Genomic DNA, 23,544 nt, shown 5'->3' with positions numbered 1-23,544 from the left:
GATCAATTGCTTGCCGCGGGCGATCACCACCGTCGACCGCGGCCCCTCCAGTACGCGATGTTCGGTACTGGTGAAGATGACATCGTCGGCACCCACACCAGGGGGCCTCGACCCCGCGACGCCGCAGGCGGCGCCAAATAAGACAGAATGGACTTATGACGAACCCTCTTGGAGGCTCGAATCGCGGTAGGCAGGGTCTGCCCACGCCCCCTTCCGGGTGGCCGGTCGGTTCGTATCCGACCTATGCCGAGGCGCAGCGTGCGGTGGACCACCTGGCCGACAACCAGTTCCCCGTCCAGGACGTGACCATCGTCGGTGTGGACCTGATGCAGGTCGAGCGGGTGCTGTATCGCTTGAACTGGGGCAAGGTGATCGGCGGGGGCGTGGTGTCGGGTGCCTGGCTCGGGTTGTTCCTGGGCCTGTTGCTGAGCCTGTTCACCACCAACGGTATGGCCGGACCGCTGGTCGTGGGCCTGGTCGGCGGCATCATCTTCGGTGTCATCTCGACGACCATCCCGTACGCGGCCACCCGGGGTCAGCGGGACTTCGCCTCGACCATGCAACTGGTGGCGGGCCGTTACGACGTCCTGTGCGATCCGAAGACGGCCGAACAGGCCCGTGATCTGCTCGCGAAGCTGGCCATCTAGCGGATGGACGTGATCGAACGCGTCCGCTCGGCCGTGGTGGGTTATTTCGGTGTGGAGGCGGCCGCGGTGGATACGGCCTCGATGACGTTCCTCGGTCTGGAACCGATCGAGATCCTGCGTATCCCCGGCGACGGGGTGACCCACTACGCGACGGTGGGTGGCTCGCGACATCCGATGGGGGATCCGGGGGATCTGCACGCGGATCCGGTACGCGGGCCGCGGGCCGAGCTGATGCTGACGATGCGGTCGGTGGCCGGTGCCGGAGCGGGGGTGGCCCGGTCGCTGGGTGTGCTGGCCGCGGCGCCCGCGGTCGAAGGTGTTGTGTTGCAGGCCGATGCGCTGCTGGATCTGGGTGAGCCGATCTGGCGGGACGCGCCGTTCACGGCGGTGCTGCTCGGCGCGGGCGAGATCCCGGAGATCGAGCTACCGGAACCGGCCGAGCCGGTGCGATATTTCGCGGTGACCCCGGTGACGGCCACCGAGGCGGCGTGGGTCCGGGTGCGCGGGGCGCAGGCGCTGCGGGACGCCTGGACCGAGGCCGGGATCGATATCCTGGATCCGGGCCGGGGAGCGGCCTCGTTGTAGCCGGACCGGTTCCTACCGGTCGGTTCAGAGCCAGTTGTTGCGGCGGAACAGCGCCAGCAGGGTCAGGCAGATTCCGGCGATGGCGACCAGCACCACCGGATAACCCCAGTTGGTCTTCAGTTCCGGCATATGTTCGAAGTTCATACCGTAGATTCCGGCGATCATGGTCGGTACCGCGGCGATGGCGACCCAGGCCGAGATCTTGCGCATATCCGTGTTCTGCTGCACGGTGATCTTGGTCAGCGCGGCGCTGATGAGGGCGCTGAGCGAATCGTCGAAATCGGTGATGCGTTCGGCGACGCCGGTGTGATGGTCGGCCACATCGCGCAGATAGCGCCGGATCTCGGCGCCGAGCGGGAGATCCTCCTTGTGCACCAGCACCTGTAGCGGGAGTGCCAGCGGGTTGACCGCGCGCCGCAATTCCACCACCTCGCGTTTGAGCTGATAGATCGCCTCGACCGTGATCGGGGTACGCGGGGTGAACACTTCTTCTTCCATCGCGTCGATATCGAATTCGACCGCTTGCACGACGTCTATATAGGTGTCGACCACATGATCGGCGATCGCGTGCAGTACCGAGCCCGGGCCCAGCCGCAATCGATCCCGGTCCGCCTCGAGTTCGCGGCGCACCGTCGCCAAGGGGGAATGTTCCCCGTGCCGGACCGCGATCACGAAATCCGGGGCGGTGAAGATCATCAGCTCGCCCGTTTCCACGATCTCGCTGACCGTGTGCATCTCGTGCTCCCGGTAGGCGACCGTGCGCATGACCATCACCAGGGTGTCGTCGTAGCGCTCCAGTTTGGGGCGTTGATGGGCCTGGACGGCGTCCTCGACGGCCAGCGCGTGCAAGCCGAAGGTCGCGGCGACCTCGCCCATCTGATCGGCATCGGGATCGTGGAGGCCCAGCCAGACGAAACCGCCTCGTTCGCGTGCCGCCGCGAGCGCTTTCTCGTGGGTGAACCGGCCGGGCAACCGGGCACCGTCCACGTAGACCGCGCAGTCGACGACCGCGCGGGCGGTGGGCACCCGGATATGCGGTACCGCGGTGGAGCGCCGGATCCGCCCCGGACCATGGAACGGCAGCGGAATCGAAGGCACGCGTCGATGCTACTTCGCGGCGACCGGGTCGCCGGGTACGGCGGGAGATTCCCGGCGCTGTCGGGCCGATAGTTCCCGGCCCGTCCCGGCGCCGCGGCCCCGCACTGGAAGACTGGACGGCGTGCGCATCGATCTGCATACCCACACCAACGCCTCCGACGGCACCGACAGCCCGGCCGAGCTGGTGCGCAAAGCGGCCGGTGCCGGGCTGGACGTGGTCGCGATCACCGATCACGACACCACCGCCGGCTGGGCCGAGGCCGAGGCCGCCCGTCCGGCACAGCTGACGCTGATCCGCGGGATGGAGATGTCGTGTGTGGGCCGCGGTGTCGACGGCTATCCGGTCTCGGTGCATCTCCTGGCCTACCTGTTCGATCCGGCCGACCGCGGTTTCGCTATCGAACGGGAACGGTTGCGCGCCGAACGGGTCGACCGGCTCCGCACCATGGCCGAGCAGATGGCCGCCGACGGGCTACCGATCGATCCGGACGCGGTGCTGGCCGCGGCCGGGCCCGCCGCCGGCCGCCCGCATCTGGCCCGCGCCCTCGTCGAGGCGGGGGTGGTGTCGTCGGTGAACGCCGCTTTCGCCGACCTGCTCGCCTCGGACGGCCCCTACTACGTGGAGAAGGCCGATACTCCGCTGCGCCGGGCGGTGACGATGATCGCCGAGGCCGGGGGCGTCAGCGTGCTCGCCCACGGGCGGGCCCGCAGCCGGGGCCGGCTACTGGATCTACAGGAAGTCCGCGACCTGGTACCGCACGGGCTGGGCGGCCTGGAGGTCGATCACCCCGACCACAACGCGCAGGATCGGGCGACCCTGCGCGAGCTGGCCGCGGAGTGCGGTCTACTGGCGACCGGGTCCTCGGACTACCACGGCGACAACAAGACCATCGCCCTCGGCGAATGCACCACCGAACTCGCGCAGTTCGAGAAGCTCGTCGGTAGAGCCTCCGGAGTGCCGGTGCTGGCCGCATGAGACTGGTGCGCGGGATCAGCGGAATCGCGGCAGCCGGACTGGTACTGCTGGCGCTGGTCGTGGCCGGCGCGGAATTGATCGGCGAGCGGCGCGGTTTTCCGGGGCCCGGCGCGGAATCGGTGGCCTGGCATATCGTGGTCGCGGTGATCGCCGTTGTGGCGCAGGCGTATTCGGATCGAAGACGCGGCGCGGCGAGTCTCGGCGCGGCGGCGGTGGTGCTCGGTTCGGGCGCCGTGCTGTTGTGGACCCAGTGGTGGAGCTGACGGACCACCGACCACCTTCACTCGACCGCCCGTGGGCGCACTGAGATGTCTCACCGGCAGCCGCCGCCGCCCGCGAGTTTCCGCTCACGGGAAGGTAATGCTCACGGCCTACGCTGACCCCGTGGTGTCCGAAACGCGCAATCCGCGACAGCCGGTTTGGCGAACGGTCCGGGACCTGGCAGAATGTGGCGGATTCCCGATCGTTGCCACCGCCGGGTCGGGGATATCCGGCGCCCGCCGCTCCGCGACGCACCGTCGCGGCCGGAAAAGGGCGCCAGTCGAGTTCGATCGGACCAACCTGTCCGAAATCCACCCGGACCGCCGCTGCTCGAAATCAGCGCCACTTTCCATCACCTCGTGTCCGGGGTTCCCGGATCGTCCGGGTCCTGGCTCCACCGGGAAACATCCTGGTCGCGCCGCCGATGAACGATATGACGCAGATAACACCAAATACCCGGCGGTAACCGTCCACCGGTTACGACCGCAACCAGCAGGAGTGAAATCGTGTCCTCTGTGACTGACGCACCGAACGCCACCGCCAGCAAAGATGAGGTCGAAGACCTCTCGGCGATCACTCACGAGGAGATCTTCGCGGGTCACCTCGGCGGCAAGCTCTCGGTCGAGCTCAGCTCGCCGCTGGCCACCCAGCGCGACCTATCCATCGCCTACACCCCCGGTGTGGCACAGGTGAGCCGCGCCATCGCCGAAGACGAGAAACTGGCGAAGCGCTACACCTGGACCGACCGCCTGGTGGTCGTGGTCAGCGACGGATCGGCGGTGCTGGGCCTCGGCGATATCGGCCCGCGCGCCTCCCTGCCGGTCATGGAAGGCAAATCGGCGCTGTTCAAGAAGTTCGCCGGGCTCGACTCGATCCCGATCGTGCTGGACACCAAAGACGTCGACGAAATCGTCGAAACCCTCATCCGCCTGCGGCCCAGCTTCGGCGCCGTGAACCTGGAGGACATCTCCGCGCCCCGCTGCTTCGAAATCGAGAAGCGGGTCGTGGAAGCCCTCGACTGCCCCGTGATGCACGACGACCAGCACGGCACCGCCATCGTGGTGCTCGCCGCGCTCAACGGTGCCGCGCGGGTCCAGGGCCGGGCCACCTCCGGCCTGAAGGTGGTCGTGTCGGGCGCCGGCGCCGCCGGTGTGGCCTGCACCAATATCCTGCTCGCCGCGGGCGTCGCCGATGTCACGGTGCTGGACTCCAAGGGCATCGTCGGCCGGGACCGCACCGACCTCAACGCGGTGAAGGCCGATCTCGCCCAGCGCACCAACCCGCGCAGTCTCACCGGCACCGCGGCGGACGCCCTCGCCGGCGCCGATGTGTTCCTCGGCCTGTCCGCGGGCACCATCGGCGAGGAACTCATCGCCTCGATGGCGCCGGAGGCGATCGTGTTCGCCATGTCCAACCCGGACCCGGAGATCCACCCCGATGTCGCCCGCAAGTACGCCGGTATCGTCGCCACCGGCCGCAGCGACTTCCCGAACCAGATCAACAATGTGCTCGCCTTCCCGGGCGTGTTCAAAGGCGCGCTCGACGCGGGCGCCCGGCGGATCACCGAAGGTATGAAGATCGCGGCGGCCGAGGCCATTCTCGGCGTCGTCGCCGACGAACTCGCCGTCGACAAGATCGTCCCCAGCCCGCTCGACCCGCGCGTCGCCCCCGCGGTGGCCGACGCGGTCGCCGCCGCCGCTCGCGCGGAGGGCGTCGCCTGATAAAACGTTCCGCCTTACCCGGGCGGTAACCGCAACTACAGCACTCGGCCGCCACCCTGGGCCGGGTGCTGTAGTTTTTTGCGGCGCCTTCGGCGCCGCGGGCGGGGCCCTATCAACCCCGGGTCTTCACTTCTTCGCTCAGTCGCTACGTCGCTCCAGAACCGGGGCGGGCCCCGCCACTGAGGTGGGCCGTCCGGAGAAGGACAGCGGGTGGGTGTGCCGGAGAAGGACCGTGGGTGAGTGTTTTTCGGCCGTCCGGGTGGGACGACGGGTCGGTGTGTGCTGGATGCTCGCCACTCTGTTGACGGTCGGGCGCAAGTGATCAGGCCCGCACGTGATCAGGGAGTGCCGCTTCGAGTGACGGCCGCGACGGCCGGTTGCCGTTAGGGGCAGTGGCGGTGCCGAACTGGGCGGTGACCCGGTCCGCCCGGCTGCGGTGGCGGGTGTGCTGTTTCGTGGACTCGTCGCCGGAGCGACCCCGGTCCTCTGCTGCGACCGGGCCCGTGGACGCGGTGCCGCGAGGGCCGCCCGGCAGGCTCGAGAGCAAAGGGCAAAGGGTTCCGGTGACCCAGCTCAGATCCGCCGTACAGTACGAGACTGTGCCGCCGCCCGGGGACACCGATATCCGGTGGCCTGAGGTATCGCGGCCCACGAAGACGAGGTGGGTGTCCGGGGCATCGCGCAGGATGTGTTCGGCGGCTGCCCGTTCTATCCCGCGACTCGCGCCCGTCATGACGATGGTGTGCGGCATGGTGCTGCTCCACTGCTCCACTGCTCCACTGCTCCACTGCTCCGGGGCCGGTCCCGGTCCGGCCGCGCTGAACCGGTATCGGGCGGGGGAAGATTCGTAGCCGCGCCGTGGCGGTGCTTCGGACGGATCCCGCCGCGGGGCGGGTCGACCGGACGGTTCCGGGCGACGGTAGATTCCTGGGGGTTGTCGGGTGCCCGGACGGGTGCGGCGCTGGATAGGGAAGTGGGTGTCTCGCGCGATGGTGCTGGCGGCGTCGATGCGTATCGTTGGTCGGGTGCTGGTGCCGGTGCTCGCGGTGCTGGCCGTCTCCTGCGGTTCCGACGAGGCCGAGCCGCTGGTGGTGGGGGCCCAGGAGGGGGCGGAGTCGCGGGTGCTGGCCGAGATCTACGCGCAGGCACTGGCGCGGACCGGCGCGGCGGTCCGGGTCGAGCCGGGGCTGGCGGATCGGGAAGCGGTTTTCGCCGCCGTGGACGCGGGGGATATCGCAGTCGCGGCCGATCACAACGGGGCGCTGCTCGCGGTATTGAACGTCGGCGCCGAGGCGCCCGATTCCGAGAAAGTGACGGAGGAACTGAACGGTTCGCTGCCGCAGGGCACGATTACCTCCGATGCCGCCGACGGCGCGGATTTCGAACCGCGGGTGCTGGTGACCGCCGCCACCGCCGAACAGCGGGCGATCGATTCGGTGGCGGAGCTGGGTGCGCAGTGCGGGTCGATGGCCGCCGGCGTCGCGTCCGTCCCGGGTCTGTTCGAATTGCCCGAGGTCGCCGGAAAGATCTCCGGCTGCGAATTCGGCTCGACCGAGATCTTTCCCGGACCCGCGGAGCTGCACCGTGCGCTGCTGGACGGGCGGGTGCAGGCCGGTGTGCTGGGCGGACCCGCCGAATTCCTGCCCGGTGGTACCGAGGGGTTGAAGGTACTCGCCGACCCGGAGAACGCGATCAGGCCCGAGAACCCGCTCGCCCTCGTACGCAAGGGCGTGCTGGACGATCGGCAGCTGGAGAAACTGAACTATGTGGCCGGCGAACTCACCACCGATGAGCTCGCGACCCTGGTGTTGCGGATTCGTGACGAATCCGCCGAACCCGCCGAACTGGCCCGTACCTGGCTCGACGCGCACGGTCTCTGACCCGGCTACGATCGGTCCGATATGCCCGGAATGTTGGTGTGGCCTGCGACGTCGTACCAAGAGTCCGGAGTGACCACGGCATGAGCGGCTGCGGCTCCCGTGCCCCGTTCGTACGGTGCGCCGGTAGTCACCAGGTGGTGCGATCGTGACGCACCGCGACAGATCCACGAACCGGCGTATCGGGCGCCGATCGGACAGGAATGGAAGCTATGCCCACTCAACGTAATCCGTGGCTCGCCCTGGGGGCACTGGTCGTCGGATTCTTCATGATCCTGCTCGATGTGACCATCGTGGCAGTCGCCAATCCGGCGATCATGACCGAGTTGCATGCGGATATCTCGCAGGTCATCTGGGTGACGAGCGCCTATCTGCTCACCTACGCGGTACCGCTGTTGATCACCGGCCGGCTCGGCGACCGGTTCGGGCCCAAGAACATCTATCTGCTCGGTCTCGCGGTGTTCACCCTCTCCTCGCTGGCATGCGGGCTGGCCGGTGATATCGAGACGCTGATCGCCGCGCGCGCCGTACAGGGGCTGGGTGCGGCGCTGATGACCCCGCAGACGATGGCGGTGATCACCCGGACCTTCCCGCCGGACCGACGCGGCGCGGCCATGGGTATGTGGGGTGCGGTCGCCGGGCTGGCGACGCTGGTGGGCCCGATTCTGGGTGGTGTGCTGGTGGACGGTCTCGGCTGGGCGTGGATCTTCATCGTGAACGTGCCGGTCGGCATCGTGGCTTTCGCGCTCGCCGTCTGGCTGGTTCCGGCGCTGCCGACGCACGAGCACAAGTTCGACCTGGTCGGGGTGGTGCTGAGCGCGGTGGGCATGTTCCTGCTGGTGTTCGGTATCCAGGAGGGCAATTCCAGCGACTGGTCGGCGAAGATCTGGGCGATGATCGTGGCGGGGCTGGTGGTGCTGGCCGTGTTCGTGGTCACCCAGGCCCGCAGTTCGGGGGAACCGTTGCTGCCGCTGCGATTGTTCCGCGACCGCAACTTCTCGCTGTCGAATCTGGCCATCGCCAGTATGGGTGCCGCCGTCACCGCCTTGATGGTGCCGATCTACTTCTACCTGCAGGCCGTGCACGGGATGTCGCCGACCCGGTCCGCGCTGGTGCTGGCACCGATGGCCGTCGTCACCGGGTTCGCGGCACCGGTGGTCGGGAAGCTCTCCGATCGGATGCATCCGCGGCTCATCCCGACCATCGGGTTCCTGGTCTTCGCGCTCTCGATCTTCTGGTTCGCCGTGGTGATGCGCGATCCGCACGCCGATATCGCCTTGTTGGTGGTCGGCGGTGCGGTGGCCGGTGCGTCGAACGCCTGTATCTGGGCGCCGCTGGCGACCACGGCCACCCATAACCTGCCCGTTTCGCAGGCCGGTGCGGGCGCGGGTGTGTACAACACGACCCGTCAGGTCGGATCGGTGCTGGGTAGCGCGGCGATCAGTGCCCTGGTGGCCGCGCGGATGAGCGCCGAGGGTCTGGGCGGCGCGCCGGCCGGGGAAGGGATGGGGGCCGGCCAGGTGCCCGAACCGGTGAAGCAGGCGTTCAGTACCGCCCTGAGTCAGGCCACCTACCTGCCGGCGGCGCTGTTGCTGGTCGGCGTGGTGGCCTCGGCACTGTTCATCCGCTTCGCGCCCGGTGGCGCGCCGGCCGATACCGCACCGGACCTGAAGAAGGCGGATTCGCTCACCGGCTAGCTCCGGCTGCCACGCAGGTCGCGTCCGGCCATTGTTCCAGCGTGTCGATAAACATGCGGTGGACGGCCGCGATCTGCGTGTCCAGGTCCTCGGGTTCCCACGAACCGGTATCGATCGGGTCGAGAATCGTGACGTCGATCGTTCCGGGACGGACGAACAAGGAATTTCGCCACACGGCCCGGCCGGCGTTCCGGATGACGATGGGAACGATCGGAACGCCGGCCTGCGCGGCGAGGCGGAATGCTCCCTGCTTGAAGTCCTGCGGCCCGGGCGTCGGTGAGATCCGGCCCTCGGGCGCGATGGCCACCGACCTCCCCTCGTGTAACTGCGTGACCAGCGAATTCACTGCCGCTATGGCTCCGCCGGGGGTGGAGCGGTCGACGAACAGGGTGTCGGCGAACCTCAGCAGCGCGCCGAAGACCGGATAGTGCTTCACTTTGACCGTCACCACCGGTGTGAAGGACTCCCGCAGGAGGAACGGGATCAACAGAGCGTCGATCCGGCTCTGATGGTTGAAAACGAAAACCGCGGGGCGGTTCGCGCGGATCCTTTCCGCATTCCGCACCTTTACCCGCAGTCCTGCGCAGCGGAAAGCGGCGGTCGGCACCCACCGGTACATCCGGTCGATCGCGGTGCGCCGGTCATCGGCCAGGGAGCGCAGCAATGTTGCACCGGCCGCCGCGACCAATCCCAGCACACCGAGCAGGGCGCGGCCGATCCGAGAGAGGCTCCGCCGCCGGCGTTCGAAGCGCAGTACCGGCCATCCCGGGCCGGTCACCGCCCGGGTGAGCGCGCGATCCGGATTCACCGCGGCGGGGTTTCCGGTCAGCCGGAGCATGGGGAGGTCCACCCCGCCGTTGGAGTAGGCGAAGCTCTTGTCCAGGTCGATATCGTGGGCCGCCGCGAACTCTTTCACAAGCTCGGCCTTGTACCGACCCCAGACGATTTCGCGAGTGATCTCACCGGTGACCCGCTCCTCGGAAACGATCGGCTCGGTGCACAGCGTGTGATCGATGCCCAGTTCCGCGGCGATACGACGAGTCTGGAACCGGGTGGCCGATGTTGTCAGCACCACCGTATGACCCGCGCGCCGGTGTGCCCGGACGAGTTCCCAGGCCTCGGGGTACAGGTTGCGGGCGAGATGACTCTGGAACAGCTGTTCCTCGGCTTCCTCGAGATCTCCGACCGCCCGGCCGCGCCAGCTCTCCGAGATGAGGCGCTCGACAGATCTGCGGTGGGCGTCGGTCTTTCGCCCGGTCAGGCCCGGGAGCAGTGGTGCGGCGGTAGCTGCGCCGAGCAACCGCGACAGACCGGAGTCCGGGGGTGCGATTCCCTCGATGATCGTGCCGTCGAAATCGAAGAACGCGGCGATCCGAGGGCCGGCGGGGCCCGTGCGGATACTTCTCAGCCGCGCCTCGACCGGGTCGCCGGAGATTGTCGCAGATCTCATGGCATCGAGTCCGCACTTCCGCCACCGGTACCGGACGCCGGTTCCTCCGGCCGAGCCGGTCGCTCCGGGCCGCCGTGTCCGGTGACCGCGAACCTTGTCAGGGCACTGACCAGTCCACCCCGCAGCCGATCGATACCGATCCCTTCGGTGGCGCAATAGGAAACCGAATACGCGTCCCGGATGCTGCCGAGGATCCGGGACGGATGGTTGTCGTGGAAGCGGACCGGGGTCATCCACGGCATCGGACCGATGCTCAGCACATGTGGTCCCGGGCCGCCGGTCGCGAAACGTTGTCGGGACAGCACTTCTCGATCTTGCCGACGCCCGCGCGCCGCCGCCAGATAGGCAGCGCCCAGCCCGGCCCGCATCCTGTCCAGATAGCGCGCGTAGGCGCGGACTCCCAGCGTGATCTGTCCCCCGGAGCTTCCCATTCGGCGGGTACTGAGCGAGAGGATATGCGTACAGCCGTCGGCGACCGCCAGCCGGAACTGACGTGGAGACAGGAGGGCACCGTCCACCAGCCGGCGCCCGTCGATATTCGATTCCCCCCGCACCGCCAATGGTGGCCGCACACTTGCCCGCAGGAATGCCTTCAACTCCGCGCCGGTGGCGAAGTCGCGCGCCGCGAACGTCTCCCGGGCAGCCAGGTCGGTCGTCAGGACGACCAGACCGAGCGAAGATCGCACCGCCGAGTCGTATTCCAACGGTTTCTTCGATTCGAGAACTTCCTCGAAGACATAGTCGAGATCGAGGATCGACCCGCCGGACAGCGGTCTCGTGTACCGGATGAACCGGTCCGCGGTGAGGTCCTCGTAGTAGATCGACAGCGGATACCAGCAGGTACCCGCCCGCTGTGAGACGAAGTACGCGGCGTTGACCGCACCCGCGGAAGACCCGTAGACCACGTCGAACGCGTCCCGGAATCCCGAATCGTCGAGCTGCGTGCACATAGCGGCGGAAATCGCGCCGCGCATACCTCCGCCCGGGACGGTCAGCGCGACCCTGGCGGAATCGCGACGGTCTCCCGGTGTACTTCCCGAGTCCCGTCGCTGCCGGAGAATCTTCAGGACCGGATGGTCCGGGTTCCACATGTTCTCGATATCGGTGCGAGCGTTCCGGGCCATATCAGGCCGACCGGGGGCGTCGGGTTCGCGATCGCCGCCACGGCTTTCCGCCCGGCTCGGACGCCGCCCTTGCCGCAGGCGCACTTCGCATGGTCGACTCCTACTTTTCCCGCAGGAACTTGTGAATAGTTCCGTGCGCCATGAGGATTCGCATACTACATGGACAGCCTCGCACCTCCGGCCGAGATCCGCGGCGCCTCCCGGTAGCGACCGCGGCCCCGGTGAGACGAACTCACCGGGGCCGCTCGCGTCACGGGGATCAGCTGTAGATCTTGTCCACTTCGGTGGCGTACTGCTTCATCACGACGGCGCGCTTGAGCGACATCTTCGGGGTCAGCTCGCCGGTTTCCTGAGTCCAGTCCGAGGTCAGGATATTGACCTTCTTGATCTGCTCGGCCTTGGAGACCTTCTTGTTGGCCTCCGCGACCGCGGCCTCGACCTCGGCGACCAGCACGGCGTGTTCCACCAGTTCGGCGATATCGATATCGGCGGCGATACCGTTGCGTTCCTTCCAGCCCGGCAGCGCTTCCGGGTCCAGGGTGATGAGCGCGCCGATGAACGGTTTCCCGTCCCCGACCACCATCACCTGGCCGATCAGCGGATGCGCGCGCAACTGGTCTTCCATCGGGGCGGGGGAGACGTTCTTACCGCCCGCGGTGACCAGGATTTCCTTCTTGCGGCCGGTGATGGTGATGTAACCGTCGCCGTCGATGGTGCCGAGGTCGCCGGTCTTGAACCAGCCGTCGGCGAAGGCATCCGCGGTGGCCTGTTCGTTGCCCCAGTAGCCCGCGAACACCACGGGACCGCGCAGCAGCAGCTCGCCGTCCTCGGCGATCTTGGCGCCGTGGCCTTCCAGCGGCCGGCCGACCGATCCGACCCGGATGTGCTCGGGGGTGTTGACCGCGACGGCGGCGGTGCTCTCGGTGAGACCGTAGCCCTCGTAGATGGTGACCCCGACACCGCGGAAGAAATGGCCGAGCCGCGCGCCCAGCGGACCGCCGCCGGAGACGGCGGCCTGACAATTGCCGCCGAGGGCGGCCCGCAGCTTGCCGTAGACGAGTTTGTCGAACAGCGCGTGTTTGGCGCGCAGCACCAAGCCCGGGTTCCCGGAGCCCAGGGCTTCGCTGTACTCGATCGCGGTCGCCGCGGCAGCGTCGAAGATCTTGCCCTTGCCCTCGTCGTGTGCTTTCTGCTTGGCGCCGTTGAACACCTTCTCGAAGACACGTGGTACCGAGAGCACGAAATCCGGCTTGTGCTCGGCGAACTGCTGGACCAGCGTGCTCCAGTCGGAAGTGTGCGCGACGGTGACCTTGGCGTCGAAGGCGGCCAGACTCACGGCGCGGGCGAAGACATGCGCCAGCGGCAGGAACATCAGCGTTTTGTTGCCGCTGGTCAGGAAGGAGGCCATCGCGATCCGGTCGGCTCGGGACTCCGCCCACAGGTTGGCATGGCTGAGCATGACGCCTTTGGGCCGGCCCGTGGTGCCGGAGGTGTAGATCAGGGTGGCGGGGGAGGCCGCGTTCACCTGGGCGCGCCGGTCGTGCACGACCTGCTCGTCGAGGTCGGCGCCGCGCCGGACGAGCTCGTCGATCGCGTCCGTGTCGATCTGCAGGGTTTCCCGCAGTGCGAGCAGTTCGCCCGCATCGATCTCGGAGATCACGCCGCGGTGTTTGGCGTTCTCGACGACCAGCAGCGCGGTCGCCGAATCCTGCAGGATCCAGCGGGCCTGTTCGGCCGAGGAGCTGTCGTAGATCGCCACGGTGCAGCCGCCGGCCGCCCAGATGGCGAAATCGAGCAGGACCCACTCGTAGCGGGTGGCGGCCATGATGGCGACCCGGTCGCCCAGTTCGATACCCGACGCGATGAGGCCCTTGGCCACATCGGTGACCGCCGTGGCGAACTCCGCGGCCCGCACATCGCGCCATCCGCCCTTACCGTCGGGGACGTTGAACATCACCGCGGCGGGGGATTCTTTCGCGTAGCGGAACACATTGTCCGAATTGTTCGCGTCCTCGGGGATGGTGTAGGAAGCCGGGGCTTCGAACTCGCGCATCATTGCCTTTCCCTGTTTGCCAACTCGTCGGTAATTTACGCCACCGGAACTGCGCGGGGCGCGGGCCACCGGTAAACGCCCTGGATCTCACGCTGAGACCAGGGCGAAACCGGTCCCGATCAGGCCTTCATCCTAGGTCGCGCAGTGGTAGCTGATCGACGGCTTGCCGCAGGAAACCGGCCATTTCGGTCAGTGCCGCGGCAGCTGGGCCCACCAGGGCGGCCTGTAGCTGGGCGACATGCCAGAGCCCCCTGCTCTCGGTGAAGGAGACCTCGACCCCGGCGTCCCGGAGTGCCGCGGTGAGGTCGACGCACTGCGGATGCAGTAATTCGTCGACATCGGCCTGGACGTACACCGGGGGCAGCCCGGCGAGGACGCCGCGCAGCGGGGCGTAACCGGTATCGGCGGGATCGCCCGCACCCAGGTAGGCCGCGGCGCAGGCGCGCGACCAGGGTCCGTTCACGACCAGATCGCGTGGACGTTCGGCGGCCTCGTTCGGATCGACCCACGGCGCGATCAGTCCGAGCGCGGCCGGGGTGTACCCGTGCCGGGCGATGAGCCGCTGCGCCAGCGCCAGCGACAGACCGCCACCGGCCGAATCCCCGGCGATCGCGATCCGTTCCGGCCGGTATCCGTGTTCGGCGACCAGCTCGCGGAAGGCGGCTTCCGCGTCGTCCAGTGCCGCCGGGTAGGGATGTTCGGGAGCCAGCCGGTAGTCGATCGCGTAGACCGGGAGCCCGGTCCCGGCGGCGAGACGCCCGTTGAGTGAGCGGTGGGTGGCCAGCGAACCCACGGCGTACCCGCCGCCGTGCAGGTAGAGCACGGCGGCGGGTACGGCCGGCGGGGGAGTGCGGGGCGCGAGCCGTTCGGCCGGCCGGTCGCCCAGCCGGATCCGTTCGACCCGGACACCCGCGGGGACGGGTTGCAGTGCGGATCCCGCATCGATCAGGGCCCGCTGGACCCGCCAGGGCAACCGCGAATGCAGCGATACCCGGTACATCGGGCCCAGGATCGCCCGCGCCAGCGGCAGTGGCAGCGCGATATCTCGCATCTCGTTCCTTCTCCGGTACCGATCAGGGCAGGAAGCGTCGTTCGACGCCGACCGCGATGCGCTGGTAGCCCGCGGCGGTGGTACGCACGAACAGGTCCAGCAGTTTGGCCTCCCAGCCGATGAGTACCCGGCCGCGGCGCTTGCGGACGCCGTCGACAATGGTCTGCGCGGCCATTTCCGGGCTGTGGATGGCGAGGTACTTGTCGAACATCGAACTGGCTTCCGCGCCGTCGATATCGTCGCTGTAGGTGGCGTTGCGCGCGACCGCGGTCTTGATACCGCCGGGGTGCACACAGGTGACCTCGACCGGCGCCCGCTCCACCAGCATTTCCTGGCGCAGTGCCTCGGTGAAACCGCGGACCGCGAATTTGGCCGAGTTGTAGGCCGCCTGGCCGGGGACCGCGATCAGGCCGAAGAGGCTGGATACGTTCACCACATGACCGTCACCGGATTCGATCAGATACGGCAGGAACGCCTTGGTCCCGTTCACCACGCCCCAGAAATCGACATCCATGATGCGTTCGATATCTTTGAACTCGGTTTTGACGACGTCACCGTGATGGGCGATACCGGCATTGTTGTAGATCTGGTGGACGACGCCGAAATGCTGTTTCACCGCGTCGGCGTAGAGCAGTACGGCCTCGCGCTCGGCCACGTTCAACCGGTCGGATTTCACCTCCGCGCCCAGCTCTTCGCAGCGGCGCGTGGTCTCGGCCAGACCCTCGGTGTCGATATCGGAGAGGGCCAGTTTCGCGCCGCGCCGGGCGAGGTTGACGGCCAGCGCCCGCCCGATTCCGGAGCCGGCTCCGGTGATGACACAGACTTTGTTGCGGAAGTACGAGTCGTTGCTCATGGCGCGGTCACTACTTTCAGGTCGGGTCGAGCGGTTGCGTCGGCAGCCGTCGTCGTATCGTAGGCGGCGACATCGAATTTCCTTGTGATGCGACGGAATTCGAAGGTGAAGTCCGGCCAGAGGGTCGTATTGTTTCCGTGTTTGTCGAGATACCAGCTGGCGCAACCGCCGGTGCTCCAGACGCTCTTGGTGAGTTTCTTCTGGAGGGCGGAGTTGTAGGTGTCCTGGGCCGTCCGGCGCACTTCGACGGTGCGCAGACCGCGATTCTCGAATGTGGCCAGCGCATCGGCGATGTAGTTGATCTGCGATTCGATCATGTACACCATCGAAGTGTGGCCCAGTCCGACATTGGGACCGAGCAGGAAGAACATATTCGGGTAGTTCGCGATGGCCGAACCCTTGTACCCCTGCTGGCCGATAGCGTCGAACACCTCGGTCAGGCTGCGGCCGTCGCGGCCGTAGATGGTCTCGTAGGCCGGGGAATCGGTGACGTGGAAACCGGTGGCGACCACGATCGCGTCGACCTCGCGTTCGGTGCCGTCCTTCGTGACGATCGAATTCGCGCGGATCTCGGCGATCCCGTCGGTGACCACGTCGACATTGTCGCGGTCCAGGGCCGGGTAGTACTCGTTGGAGATCAGCATGCGTTTACAGCCGATCCGGAAGTTCGGGGTGACCTTCTTGCGCAGCTCGGGATCGCGGATCTCCATGGCCAGCTTCGCCTTGGCCAGGGCCTCGAAACCGCGCATGAGCGGCGGGAATTTCGCCAGGCCGACGACCTGGGTCTCGCGGGCGGCGTAGATGGCGGCCCGGGACAGGCGCTGCGCGCCGGGGATGTGCTTGAACGCCAGCCGCTCGGGTAGCAGGTAGGGGCGGTCCATCCGGGGCAGCAGCCAGGGGGCGGTGCGCTGGTAGACGTCGAGATGTTCGACGCTGCCGGCGATGGCGGGCACGATCTGGATGGCCGAGGCGCCGGTGCCGATGACCGCGACCCGCTTACCCGCGAGGTCGGAATCGTGGTTCCACCGGGCCGAATGGAAGATCTCGCCCGCGAAGCTGTTGATGCCCTTGATATCGGGCAGGTTGGGCTCGCACAGCGCGCCCACCGCGGAGACCACGGTATCGGCGGTGAAATCGCCTTTGCTGGTGGTCACCTCCCATTGCGCGGTCTCGGCGTTCCAGCGCGCGCCGGTGACATCGCAGTCGAAGAGGTGCTTGTCGCGGACGTTGTACTTGTCGGCTACGCCCTGGATATAAGCCTGGATCTCGCCCTGCCGGGAGAACGATCGCGACCAGTCCGGGTTCAGGGCGAACGAGTACGAGTACAGGTGCGAGGGCACATCGCACGCGGCACCGGGATAGGTGTTGTCACGCCAGGTCCCACCGACATCGCTACCGCGTTCCAGTACCAGGAAATCCTCGCGGCCCTGCTGGGTCAGCCGGATGGCGAGGCCGAGGCCGGCGAAACCGCTGCCGATGATGATCGTCCGCAGATGACGGGTGGGCTGGTTAGCGACAGCTTTGTCTGTAACCTTGCGACTCATGTATTCAGCGTAAGGGCTTATTGAGTCGGAGTCAACAGTATTGAACGGCATTCAGTAGGATGGACAGGTGAGTACGAGTCCGGAAGCACCCGCCAAACGCGTCCGATTGAGCCCGGACGAGCGGAAGACACAGCTGATAACCCTCGGCGTCAAGATGCTCGGCGAACGCGCGATCGAGGACATATCGGTCAGCGAGATCGCGGACCGGGCGGGTATCTCGCGGGGGCTGCTGTTCCACTACTTCCCCACGAAGCAGGACTTCCAGCTCGAAGTCGTCCGGCACGCGAATGCCGAACTGCTGGCCCGTGTCGTCCCGGATCCGGCGCTGGGCCTGTTCGATATGCTGCGCGACTCGGTGGGCCGCTATATCGACTACGTCAGCGAGAACCGCACATCTTATCTGGCCCTGCTCCGCGGGCCCACCAGTTCCAGCCCCGATCTGGTCGGTCTGGTGGAACAGACCCGGCGCGCGATCATCGACATCATTCTCACGCAGGTGCCCCTGTCGCCGGCGGAACGCGAACAGCCCCGCCTGGTTCTCGCGGTCCGGGGCTGGGTCGCCTTCACCGAGGAAACCACGCTGTCGTGGTTGCGCGATGAAACCGTCTCACGCGAAGAGCTGATCGAACTGCTGGTGGAATCGCTGCTCGCGCTGTCGATGGCGGTGAACCCGGCGCTCGCCGCCGCGCTGCGGGCCTGAGACGCAAGCGCACTGGGCCGGTACGGAACTACCGGCCGGTGGGTCACACCGGCCGGGGCGTACCCGCGGCAGCTCGGTCGAACCAGGATTGCGCTCCTGCCACGTCACCGCGCAGGCGCATCAGCACACCCAGGTTGTACATGGCGGTGGTGTTGCCACCTTGTGCCGCTCGCCAGTACCAGGTTTCCGCTTCGGCGTCGGACCCACGATCGTGCAACCCCTGCGCGAGCTGGCACATCGCGTCCACGTAGCCCTCTTCCGCGGCCTGTCGATACCAGTGCCGGGCCTGGTCCCACTGTCCTCGCTCGGTCTGCAGCATGAGCGCGAGACTGTATTTCGCCAGCGTGTTACCAGCCACCGCGGCACGGCGGAGCCAGGTCTCGGCTTCGGCGTTCAGGCACCGGCGGTGCAGCAACAGCGCCAGGTTGTACATGGAGTCCTGGTCACCGGCCTCGGCCGACCGGCGGAACCAGACCTCCGCCTCCGCCGGCGCGCCTCGCTGCTCGAGCAGAAAAGCCAGGTTGTGCATGGCGGAGGTATGCGGGTCGGCCGCGGCGGCCCGGCGATACCAGGCTTCGGCATCCGCCAGGGCACCTTGCTGCTGGCACCGCAAACCGAGGTTGAACATGGAGCCGGGATGTCCCGCCACAGCGGCTCGGTGATACCAGATATCCGCTTCGGCGAGGAGACCGCGCTGCCCCAGCAGAACTCCGAGATTGTGCATTCCGCGGATATCGCCCTGTTCCGCGGCGCGCCGGAACCAGGTTTCCGCGTCGGCGGACGCGCCCCGGTCGAGCAATGCGAGCGCATGTTCGAACATGGCTCCGGCGTCACCGTTCTCGGCCGCCGACCGGTGCCGGAGTTCGTCCTCCGCGCTACCGAACAGGCACAGATCTCCGGCGATATCGGTGCTCCGCCGCCGTGGCCGAGGTCTACCGCCGCCCAGCAGGAGCCGGTCGGCGTGCCGGTACAACTGGTCCAGTGAGCGCCCGGGCTCCGATGCCGCCTCGAGCAGTGCGGCGGTGAACGCGGTATTGCGAGCACCTATCGGCGCGAACGATATCTCGTTCGCCGCCGAGGAAACGATCGTGTAGGTGCCGCGTATTTCGGTCTGACCGGTGATCAGGTCGGCACCGCTGCTCATCGCCTCGAACGCCCGACCGGAAAAACAACAGTCGAGAATCAGGACTCTGGCGCGCGCGGGACTTTCGAGGATGTCACCGCGCAATGCCGAGAACGGCACCGAAGTCCATCCCACCTGCGCGGGATCGGGGTCGCTTTCGGTGAGCGCCAGATGCAGACGACCCTGCCGGTCCAGCAGGCCGTGTCCGGTGTAGTACACCAGCAATACGTCTGTGGCCGCGTTCGCCGCCGCGCCGACCGCCGCGCCGACCTGCCGGATCCGATCCGGGTCCGGCAGCACGGTGCAGTGTTCGGGGGCGAACCCACCCCCGGTGGGTGCGGTCAGCACACGGTGCAGGTCCTCGAGGTTGGTGGCGGCAGCCGGAATCGGCGGGACCGCGGGATCGGTGTAGCGGGCGGTGCCGATGAGTACCGCCCGAGAACCTTCTCGGCCGTCCGGCCGTGTCATGTGTTGTTGTCTGCCGCTGCGAACAGAGCGCGGAGTTCCCGCAGCACCTCGGTCGATTTCACCCGGTGGGCATCGAGCATTACCTCGGCTCCGTCGCTTCGGGCGACGGATACCTCGGAGCGGCGGTGGGCCGGCCACGCAGTGAGCGACCGGGGCAGCGCGGAGCCGCGCCCGCCGCGGGCGGTGATCATCAGCACGTCGGACAGGTCGCCCATCTGTCCGGCGCGCGGTGGTGGAGCCGGAAGGCCGATCCGGCCGCGGAGGTCGTCGTCACTGCGGACCCACTCCCGTAGCCGGAACAGTTCCTCCGGCCCGCCGGTGGTGTGAATCGTCCACCGGCCGTTCGTTTCCGACATGCAGCCATAATGCCCGACCTGCCCGGAAACGGCCGCTCTCACCGACTGTCTGCACGGTCGGGCCGTTCGTTCGGCGACTGTGTGCTCCGCGCGACGGGAGCTGAGCGGCGTGGTCGGCCACCGTCCGGTCGATCAGGCCGGTCATCGTGGACTCGACGAATGCTCTGTTTCGCCCGGCCGGGATCCTGACCGGGCGGATTGGCCGAGGCGGGGCAGCAGCGCCGGGGTGATGAGCAGAAGTGCTCCCGCGACAGTGATCGCGATACGAGGTCCGGTGCAGACGGCGAGCAGGCCCCACAGCGCGGTGACGATCGCGATCGTAACCTTCTTGGAGATCGACCACGCCGCAAGCGCGCGAGTGGCCCGATCGGCCGGTAGTTGCTCCAGCCGATAGGTGGCGAATACCGGATTGAACACAGCCATGCAGATGATCACCGCGGTCTGGGTCGCCAGCACCAGCGCCAATCCACCGGCACCCGCGGTCACCGCGCCCAGTGCGATCGGCCAGCACACCCGCAGGGTCCCGAACACCCGGAGGATTCGTCCGGGTCCGAACGTGTCGACGAGGCCGGGGGCCAGCCGTGCTCCGATCAACCCGCCCAGGCAGGGCAGCGCGAACGCGAGACCGAATTCCCAGGGCGCGAAACCGAGTTCCGCCAGCATGAGAACCGCCATCAGCGGCTGGGTCGCCATGATCAGGGCGCCGACCAGGGCGTCGTTGACGAGCAGCGACCGCAGGCCGGGGTGGCCGAGCAGATAGCGCCAGCCTTCCAGCCGCTCGCCCGGGCGGGGCGAGCCGGAGCGGAGCGGATGTGGTTCCCGGTCGTCGATCGCGCGCAGGGCGGCCGCCGAGGTCAGATAGCTCAGTGCGTCTGCCAGCAGGGTGATCATCGGGCCGAACAGCCCGACGGCCGCACCGCCCAGTGGCGGACCGAGCACGATCGCGGTCCAGTTCGTGGATTCGAACCGGGCGTTCGCCACCAGCAGGTCCCGTGGCGGCACCAAGGTTTTCAGGTAGGCGCCGGACGCGGCGGTGAATCCGATATCGGCGGTCGCGGCGATGATCGCGACCGCCAGCAACTGGACGAAACCGAGTGCTCCGAACGCGTGGGCGACCGGGACGCTCAGCAGCGCCACGAATCGGATCAGGTCCATCGCGATCAATACGGGCCGTTTGCGCCGGAACTCCACCCAGGGGCCCAGCGGTATCGCTACCAGGGCGCCGACCGCCAGGCCCGCCGCGGACAGGAGCGAGACCTCGGCGGGGCCGGCCTCCAGTGCGAGGATCGCGACCAGCCCGAAGGCGTTGAACGCCAGTGCGGTACCGAAACGGCTGACCGCGTAGGCGATCCACAGCCATCCGAACTCCCGCCCCAGGGATCGTTCGCTCGCCATCCCGGCCCACCTCTCGCTCGTACACCGTCGCGGTGACCCGGGCGAGCAAAGCAGAAATCGGAGGTCCGGTCGAACAACCGGGCGGCGGCCGCGCACAACCGGCTGTTGTGGGTCCAAGTACGAGCAGTGCCGAAACGGGCCCCGGTGTTCCCCGTGAATTCACGTCGCGCTATATTCGAACGGGCGGGGAAAGAAATTGCTCGGTCTATCCGATTCCGGATTCGATTTCTCGATTGTTCCGCTGGCGCCGGTGTGAATCGATGCGAAGATTCGTGGCCCGGACAGTTCGGGCTGTTCCGCTCGGCTCCGGTGGTTCGGTGTCCACGAGACCCGCCGAAGACCAGCGGAAATCAGGTAGAGCGGCGTTCGGCTATTTGCCTGGGGGTGTCGGAAAGTCGGGTCGTGGGGGCCCTGTCGTCGGAAGGGCGTAATCGGCGGATTTCCGCCACGGCGCTTGACTCATATGCCGCGAGAATGTAATCATGAAAATAGGAAAGCACCGGAGTGTAGTTGCTTCAATTTTTCATGTCTCTCGACATTCGACTATTTCGCGTGTAATTTAGGGCTTCGCGCCGTGACGAGCGCTGTCCGAACTCTCGAAATACGAAACCGCCGTGGAAAGTGGCACTGCCGCGTGCTGCTCTCTTCCGTCGTTGTCGAGTCGCGTCCGGACGGCGCGGTCCGCGGTGCGCGATCCGTTCACCGCTCACAGGACAAACACACACACGTCGCCCGGCAGGGGCGGCGTGCGGTGCTGGAAGGACGCATCTTGGTACTCCCGAATCAGACCGAGGTCGTTGCCGCGACATCCGTCGAGAGCCGAATCCCCGGGAGCCCGGAGCGGCTCTCGTTCGCCGGAGTCCGCGAGCCACTGGAGGTTCCGGGCTTGCTGGAGATCCAGACCGAATCGTTCGCGTGGCTGATCGGTGCGCCGGACCGGCGCGAACGAGCGGTAGCGCGCGGCGATTCACGCGTCGGCGGCCTGGCGGAGGTGCTCGCGGAGATCAGCCCGATCGAGGATTTCTCGGCGACCATGTCGCTGTCGCTGTCCGAACCACGCTTCGAGGAGGTCAAGGCCTCTGTCGACGAGTGCAGAGACAAGGACCTCACCTACGCGGCGCCGCTGTTCGTCACGGCGGAGTTCATCAACAACGACACCGGCGAGATCAAGAGCCAGACGGTGTTCATGGGCGATTTCCCGATGATGACCGAGCGGGGCACCTTCATCGTCAACGGCACCGAACGTGTCGTCATCTCCCAGCTGGTGCGTTCGCCCGGGGTGTACTTCGACCACACCGTCGACAAATCCACCGAGAAGGATCTGCACAGTGCGCGGGTCATTCCGTCGCGCGGGGCGTGGCTCGAGTTCGATATCGACAAGCGCGATACCGTCGGCGTGCGTATCGACCGCAAGCGGCGGCAACCGGTGACCGTACTGCTCAAGGCCCTCGGCTGGACCGGTGCGCGGATCACCGAGCGGTTCGGGTTCTCCGAGGTGATGATGGCCTCGCTGGCGAAGGACAATATCGCGACCGCCGACGAGGCGCTGCTGGACATCCATCGCAAACTGCGTCCGGGCGAACCACCCACCAAGGAATCCGCGCGGAATCTGCTGGAGAACCTGTTCTTCAACGACAAGCGCTACGACCTGGCCCGGGTCGGTCGCTACAAGACGGACAGGAAATTCGGTGTCCGGACCGATGCCGCGACGGGGTCCCGGGTGCTCACCGAACAGGACATCGCCGGGATCATCGAATATCTGCTGCGTCTGCATGCCGGAGAACGGACGATGACCGTGCCGGGCGGGAGCGAGGTGCCGGTCGAGGTCGACGATATCGATCACTTCGGTAATCGCCGGGTGCGCACCGCGGGCGAGCTCATCCAGAACCAGTTCCGGGTCGGCCTGTCCCGGATGGAGCGGGTGGTCCGGGAGCGGATGACCACTCAGGACGTGGAGGCGATCACGCCGCAGTCGCTGATGAATATCCGTCCCGTGGTGGCCGCGCTGAAGGAGTTCTTCGGAACATCCCAGTTCTCGCAGTTCATGGACGAGCGCAACCCGCTCGCGAGCCTCACCAACAAGCGCCGCCTCTCGGCGCTGGGCCCCGGGGGCCTGTCGCGGGAACGGGCCGGCCTCGAGGTACGCGATGTGCACTACAGCCACTACGGCCGGATGTGCCCGATCGAGACACCGGAGGGTCCGAACATCGGGCTGATGGGATACCTGTCGGTGTACGCGCGGGTGAATCCCTTCGGGTTCCTCGAAACGCCCTACCGGAAGGTGATCGACGGCCGGGTGAGCGATGAGATCGTCTACCTCACCGCCGACGAGGAGGATCGGCATATCGTGGCCCAGGCGAACGAATCGCTCGATGCCGACGGCCGGTTCATGGCAGCACGGGTCGCGGTGCGGCGCAGGTACTCCGAGGTCGAGCTCGTCGATACCGGACGAGTGGACTATATGGATGTCTCGCCGCGTCAGATGGTGTCGGTGGCGACGGCGATGATTCCGTTCCTGGAGCACGATGACGCGAACCGTGCCCTGATGGGTGCGAATATGCAGCG

Annotated in this window: 18 protein-coding genes and 2 pseudogenes; 9 read left to right on the top strand and 11 right to left on the bottom strand. The window is 67.3% G+C overall.

The features are described from left to right. Positions 1-96: pseudogene (locus ACWEWT_RS36255) on the bottom strand (aminodeoxychorismate lyase); the annotation flags it as partial. A gap of 59 nt (positions 97-155) precedes the next feature. Here ACWEWT_RS36255 and ACWEWT_RS36250 point away from each other — a divergent pair. Beyond that, complete coding sequence (locus ACWEWT_RS36250; protein WP_452565422.1) at positions 156-647, top strand: general stress protein; 492 nt, start codon at positions 156-158, stop codon at positions 645-647. A 3-nt stretch (positions 648-650) separates the two neighbouring features. Continuing rightward, complete coding sequence (locus tag ACWEWT_RS36245) at positions 651-1,232, top strand: suppressor of fused domain protein (RefSeq protein ID WP_452565421.1); 582 nt, start codon at positions 651-653, stop codon at positions 1,230-1,232. 24 nt (positions 1,233-1,256) lie between these two features. Here the strand turns inward: ACWEWT_RS36245 and ACWEWT_RS36240 are convergent, their stop codons facing one another. Then, positions 1,257-2,330: a magnesium and cobalt transport protein CorA gene (locus ACWEWT_RS36240; RefSeq protein ID WP_452565420.1), complete on the bottom strand. Its 1,074-nt coding sequence runs from the start codon at positions 2,328-2,330 to the stop codon at positions 1,257-1,259. A gap of 121 nt (positions 2,331-2,451) precedes the next feature. On the opposite strand from ACWEWT_RS36240, the gene ACWEWT_RS36235 reads away from it, so the two are divergent. From ACWEWT_RS36235 to ACWEWT_RS36215, 5 genes are all read left to right on the top strand, one after another. After that, positions 2,452-3,306 carry a PHP domain-containing protein gene (locus ACWEWT_RS36235; RefSeq protein WP_452565419.1) on the top strand — a complete coding sequence of 285 codons (855 nt, stop codon included), beginning with the start codon at positions 2,452-2,454 and terminating at the stop codon, positions 3,304-3,306. Beyond that, on the top strand, positions 3,303-3,569 hold the full coding sequence (locus ACWEWT_RS36230) for a hypothetical protein (protein ID WP_452565418.1): 267 nt from the start codon (positions 3,303-3,305) through the stop codon (positions 3,567-3,569). Before ACWEWT_RS36235 ends, ACWEWT_RS36230 begins: the two co-directional genes overlap by 4 nt. A 513-nt stretch (positions 3,570-4,082) precedes the next feature. After that, positions 4,083-5,288: an NAD(P)-dependent malic enzyme gene (locus ACWEWT_RS36225; protein ID WP_452565424.1), complete on the top strand. Its 1,206-nt coding sequence runs from the start codon at positions 4,083-4,085 to the stop codon at positions 5,286-5,288. 1,007 nt (positions 5,289-6,295) lie between these two features. Further along, on the top strand, positions 6,296-7,168 hold the full coding sequence (locus tag ACWEWT_RS36220; RefSeq protein ID WP_452565417.1) for a glycine betaine ABC transporter substrate-binding protein: 873 nt from the start codon (positions 6,296-6,298) through the stop codon (positions 7,166-7,168). A gap of 209 nt (positions 7,169-7,377) precedes the next feature. Continuing rightward, positions 7,378-8,862: a DHA2 family efflux MFS transporter permease subunit gene (locus ACWEWT_RS36215; protein WP_452565416.1), complete on the top strand. Its 1,485-nt coding sequence runs from the start codon at positions 7,378-7,380 to the stop codon at positions 8,860-8,862. Here the strand turns inward: ACWEWT_RS36215 and ACWEWT_RS36210 are convergent. The 6 genes from ACWEWT_RS36210 to ACWEWT_RS36185 form a co-directional block, all read right to left on the bottom strand. Continuing rightward, entirely contained in the window at positions 8,852-10,312 is a 1,461-nt protein-coding gene (locus tag ACWEWT_RS36210) for an HAD-IB family hydrolase (protein ID WP_452565415.1), read from the bottom strand. The genes ACWEWT_RS36215 and ACWEWT_RS36210 overlap by 11 nt on opposite strands. Further along, positions 10,309-11,436 carry a patatin-like phospholipase family protein gene (locus ACWEWT_RS36205; protein WP_452565414.1) on the bottom strand — a complete coding sequence of 376 codons (1,128 nt, stop codon included), beginning with the start codon at positions 11,434-11,436 and terminating at the stop codon, positions 10,309-10,311. Before ACWEWT_RS36205 ends, ACWEWT_RS36210 begins: the two co-directional genes overlap by 4 nt. A gap of 259 nt (positions 11,437-11,695) precedes the next feature. Further along, positions 11,696-13,489, bottom strand: coding sequence for an AMP-dependent synthetase/ligase (locus ACWEWT_RS36200; protein ID WP_452565423.1), 1,794 nt, complete (start codon positions 13,487-13,489; stop codon positions 11,696-11,698). A gap of 127 nt (positions 13,490-13,616) precedes the next feature. After that, positions 13,617-14,540 (bottom strand): alpha/beta hydrolase, encoded by a 924-nt coding sequence (locus tag ACWEWT_RS36195; protein WP_452565413.1) that lies wholly within the window; start codon positions 14,538-14,540, stop codon positions 13,617-13,619. 22 nt (positions 14,541-14,562) lie between these two features. Further along, positions 14,563-15,393, bottom strand: a complete 831-nt coding sequence (locus tag ACWEWT_RS36190) for an SDR family NAD(P)-dependent oxidoreductase (protein ID WP_452565412.1) — start codon at positions 15,391-15,393, stop codon at positions 14,563-14,565. Beyond that, on the bottom strand, positions 15,390-16,937 hold the full coding sequence (locus tag ACWEWT_RS36185) for a flavin-containing monooxygenase (RefSeq protein WP_452565411.1): 1,548 nt from the start codon (positions 16,935-16,937) through the stop codon (positions 15,390-15,392). The genes ACWEWT_RS36190 and ACWEWT_RS36185 overlap by 4 nt, the downstream gene beginning before the upstream one ends. Positions 16,938-17,004: 67 nt before the next feature. Between ACWEWT_RS36185 and ACWEWT_RS36180 the strand changes: the two genes are divergently transcribed. Continuing rightward, on the top strand, positions 17,005-17,637 hold the full coding sequence (locus tag ACWEWT_RS36180; RefSeq protein ID WP_452565410.1) for a TetR/AcrR family transcriptional regulator: 633 nt from the start codon (positions 17,005-17,007) through the stop codon (positions 17,635-17,637). Positions 17,638-17,680: 43 nt separating this feature from the next. On the opposite strand, the gene ACWEWT_RS36175 is transcribed toward ACWEWT_RS36180, so the two are convergent. The 3 genes from ACWEWT_RS36175 to ACWEWT_RS36165 form a co-directional block, all read right to left on the bottom strand. After that, entirely contained in the window at positions 17,681-19,228 is a 1,548-nt protein-coding gene (locus ACWEWT_RS36175; protein ID WP_452565409.1) for a caspase, EACC1-associated type, read from the bottom strand. Continuing rightward, positions 19,225-19,584 carry an effector-associated constant component EACC1 gene (locus ACWEWT_RS36170; RefSeq protein ID WP_452565408.1) on the bottom strand — a complete coding sequence of 120 codons (360 nt, stop codon included), beginning with the start codon at positions 19,582-19,584 and terminating at the stop codon, positions 19,225-19,227. Before ACWEWT_RS36170 ends, ACWEWT_RS36175 begins: the two co-directional genes overlap by 4 nt. Positions 19,585-19,725: 141 nt before the next feature. Next, complete coding sequence (locus tag ACWEWT_RS36165; protein WP_452565407.1) at positions 19,726-20,979, bottom strand: MFS transporter; 1,254 nt, start codon at positions 20,977-20,979, stop codon at positions 19,726-19,728. A 766-nt stretch (positions 20,980-21,745) separates the two neighbouring features. Here ACWEWT_RS36165 and ACWEWT_RS36160 point away from each other — a divergent pair. Beyond that, positions 21,746-23,544, top strand: a pseudogene (locus tag ACWEWT_RS36160) (DNA-directed RNA polymerase subunit beta); the annotation flags it as partial.

The organism is Nocardia sp. NPDC003963 (assembly GCF_053605105.1).
The sequence above is the reverse complement of the archived record's forward strand: the minus strand, read 5'-3'. Positions and strand labels throughout refer to the sequence as shown.

Excerpts from the sequence above, each read along its gene's own strand:
- ACWEWT_RS36250 (WP_452565422.1), top strand. The coding sequence starts at position 156 with ATGACGAACCCTCTTGGAGGCTCGAATCGCGGTAGGCAGGGTCTGCCC.
- ACWEWT_RS36245 (WP_452565421.1), top strand. The coding sequence starts at position 651 with ATGGACGTGATCGAACGCGTCCGCTCGGCCGTGGTGGGTTATTTCGGT.
- ACWEWT_RS36230 (WP_452565418.1), top strand. The coding sequence starts at position 3,303 with ATGAGACTGGTGCGCGGGATCAGCGGAATCGCGGCAGCCGGACTGGTA.
- ACWEWT_RS36220 (WP_452565417.1), top strand. The coding sequence starts at position 6,296 with ATGCGTATCGTTGGTCGGGTGCTGGTGCCGGTGCTCGCGGTGCTGGCC.
- ACWEWT_RS36215 (WP_452565416.1), top strand. The coding sequence starts at position 7,378 with ATGCCCACTCAACGTAATCCGTGGCTCGCCCTGGGGGCACTGGTCGTC.
- ACWEWT_RS36210 (WP_452565415.1), bottom strand. The coding sequence starts at position 10,312 with ATGAGATCTGCGACAATCTCCGGCGACCCGGTCGAGGCGCGGCTGAGA.
- ACWEWT_RS36205 (WP_452565414.1), bottom strand. The coding sequence starts at position 11,436 with ATGGCCCGGAACGCTCGCACCGATATCGAGAACATGTGGAACCCGGAC.
- ACWEWT_RS36200 (WP_452565423.1), bottom strand. The coding sequence starts at position 13,489 with ATGCGCGAGTTCGAAGCCCCGGCTTCCTACACCATCCCCGAGGACGCG.
- ACWEWT_RS36195 (WP_452565413.1), bottom strand. The coding sequence starts at position 14,540 with ATGCGAGATATCGCGCTGCCACTGCCGCTGGCGCGGGCGATCCTGGGC.
- ACWEWT_RS36190 (WP_452565412.1), bottom strand. The coding sequence starts at position 15,393 with ATGAGCAACGACTCGTACTTCCGCAACAAAGTCTGTGTCATCACCGGA.
- ACWEWT_RS36185 (WP_452565411.1), bottom strand. The coding sequence starts at position 16,937 with ATGAGTCGCAAGGTTACAGACAAAGCTGTCGCTAACCAGCCCACCCGT.
- ACWEWT_RS36175 (WP_452565409.1), bottom strand. The coding sequence starts at position 19,228 with ATGACACGGCCGGACGGCCGAGAAGGTTCTCGGGCGGTACTCATCGGC.
- ACWEWT_RS36170 (WP_452565408.1), bottom strand. The coding sequence starts at position 19,584 with ATGTCGGAAACGAACGGCCGGTGGACGATTCACACCACCGGCGGGCCG.
- ACWEWT_RS36165 (WP_452565407.1), bottom strand. The coding sequence starts at position 20,979 with ATGGCGAGCGAACGATCCCTGGGGCGGGAGTTCGGATGGCTGTGGATC.